At 31.2% G+C, this 1881-nt stretch carries 3 protein-coding genes; all 3 read right to left on the bottom strand.

Going from position 1 to position 1881, the window contains the following annotated elements:
- Window positions 1-207: 207 nt before the first annotated feature.
- Entirely contained in the window at window positions 208-606 is a 399-nt protein-coding gene (locus DG508_RS20525; protein WP_159090954.1) for a hypothetical protein, read from the bottom strand.
- Window positions 607-862: 256 nt separating this feature from the next.
- Window positions 863-1258 carry a hypothetical protein gene (locus DG508_RS20520; protein ID WP_234418277.1) on the bottom strand — a complete coding sequence of 132 codons (396 nt, stop codon included), beginning with the start codon at window positions 1256-1258 and terminating at the stop codon, window positions 863-865.
- A gap of 128 nt (window positions 1259-1386) precedes the next feature.
- Entirely contained in the window at window positions 1387-1857 is a 471-nt protein-coding gene (locus DG508_RS20515) for a hypothetical protein (protein WP_108870248.1), read from the bottom strand.
- Between the last annotated feature and the right edge of the window lie 24 nt (window positions 1858-1881).

Here is a 1881-nt window from a genome sequence, read left to right as displayed (position 1 = left end):
TGGTGGATGATTTTATATCATACCACATATAGGATGCGGAGTTATAATGGGCTATCGTTGAAATATTGACAACTTTTATTGAAGTTGCCAACAATTCAATAATATAAAATCATTATTATGAGCTAATTAGAATATTAAAATATCGTATTTTTAACCTAGGACTTGGGAAAGGGCTTTACATAGGACACCGTGTTGGCAGTAGTTATTTTAATAAAACCCTTTTTTCTTTAGAATTTCTATTACTTTATCATTTTCTTTAATTCTCTTTTGTTTCTCCCTTTCAGTTCTTTCAGGGTCGTTTTCGTAAACCTGATATCCAAATTCCCACAAATATTCTAAACCTTCAAGTTTTCCGTCAGGCTTTAGTCTTTCGTGCCTACTATTAGTCATTCGATGAACAGCAAAAAAGTCAATATAATAGTTCTCTTGAGTTCCATAAATTCGAGTTTTAATGTTCCATCCTCCAATTCCTAAATCATATACTTTGTTAATCACCATTATTTCAGGAAGATTAATATCACTTTCAGAAAAGTAATCTGCAAAGTTAACTTTGGCTTCGTTTGAAATTGTAATTCCTTTTTCGTTTGATACAATTTGAGGTTCCATTTCATTCTGTTTTGCGCGCTTATTATTTTCTTTGCGCCTTAAACCAAATAAGTTTTTAAATATGCCCATTTTTTAGATCCGTAATTAATGCCAACGTTTAGTATAAGAAACGTAGGGCAGGTGATAAGCGATACGTTTCGGTTTGGTACTAAGCCAAATATAATATTTTGCTTTTATCTTTTTTGTTGAAAATACCAAATTTTATATTTGGCGATTTTGCAAATAAACATAGACCTTTCAACTAAGCCCAAAAGCCCTATGTTTTCTTATACATTGTTGTAGGTAGTTTTTTTCCGATTATTGTTTTATTAATAAAATCAGGTATAGCATCATGATTATAATCCCAGCTTGAAAAAACGAGACTTTCTAATTGTTCAAGTTCATTTTTAGATTCACAATTCGATAACTTTTCCAATACTGCTCTAGAAGCTGCAAATCCAATTATTGTTGGGTTGGTATCAGTTGATAAACCAATTGCGCTATCAATTATTACTTTTAATCCTTTATGCTTAGTTAGTTTCTCATAAGCATATTCAATCCCGTTTTTAATTCCGTTTTTCCAGTCATTATATCCTTCTTTTGGAATCGATTCTATTTGACCTTGACTATAGCCGCTTGCTGTTTTGTCAGGATAATTTTCTATGATTTCCAAAATGCTATTTTCAGTCAGTTGTAAAGTCAGATTGACCTTTCCAAGATGTGGAAGTCCGTTTTTAATTTTCCGAATTATATTTTCTGATTTTATCTCAGTCATTTTAGGTCTCTAAAATTTTGTTTTATCTAGCCTTTATTTAATAAGAGTTCTGTAAGTTCATAAAGAAATTTTGGATCCTCAAGAGTGTTAATGTAGTCAAGAGTTTCTTTTTGATTAAAATTTGATTCAAGTAATTTTTTTCCGTTCACAGTTGATTTATAAACTTGCATTTTATTTAAGGGACGATTCTCTGCATATTCAATTAGTTTAGAACTCATTAAAACCTTTAAAACGTTTGAGACGTCAGATGGAAAATCCGCTCTATCAAATATTCTAGTTAATGAATAAATGTTATTCAAACTACTATGTTTATCAATCAAGAACAGGATTAATAATTCTTTTACCGACATTATATTTAAATTACCTAGTAGAGTAGAGCCTGACAGCTCTGTTAAATTTCTCACTAAATTAGTAAAATTTACGAGACTGTCAGCGCCCCCTTCATCAAACCGTGCTTGAAGTTTTCCCTCACACGGCTTACCGATAGAATTCTTCATTGAGCTTTCGCATGGGTTTTAAGA

The organism is Aquimarina aquimarini, from assembly GCF_900299535.1.
Classification (GTDB): Bacteria; Bacteroidota; Bacteroidia; order Flavobacteriales; family Flavobacteriaceae; genus Aquimarina; species Aquimarina aquimarini.
The sequence above is the reverse complement of the archived record's forward strand: the minus strand, read 5'-3'. Positions and strand labels throughout refer to the sequence as shown.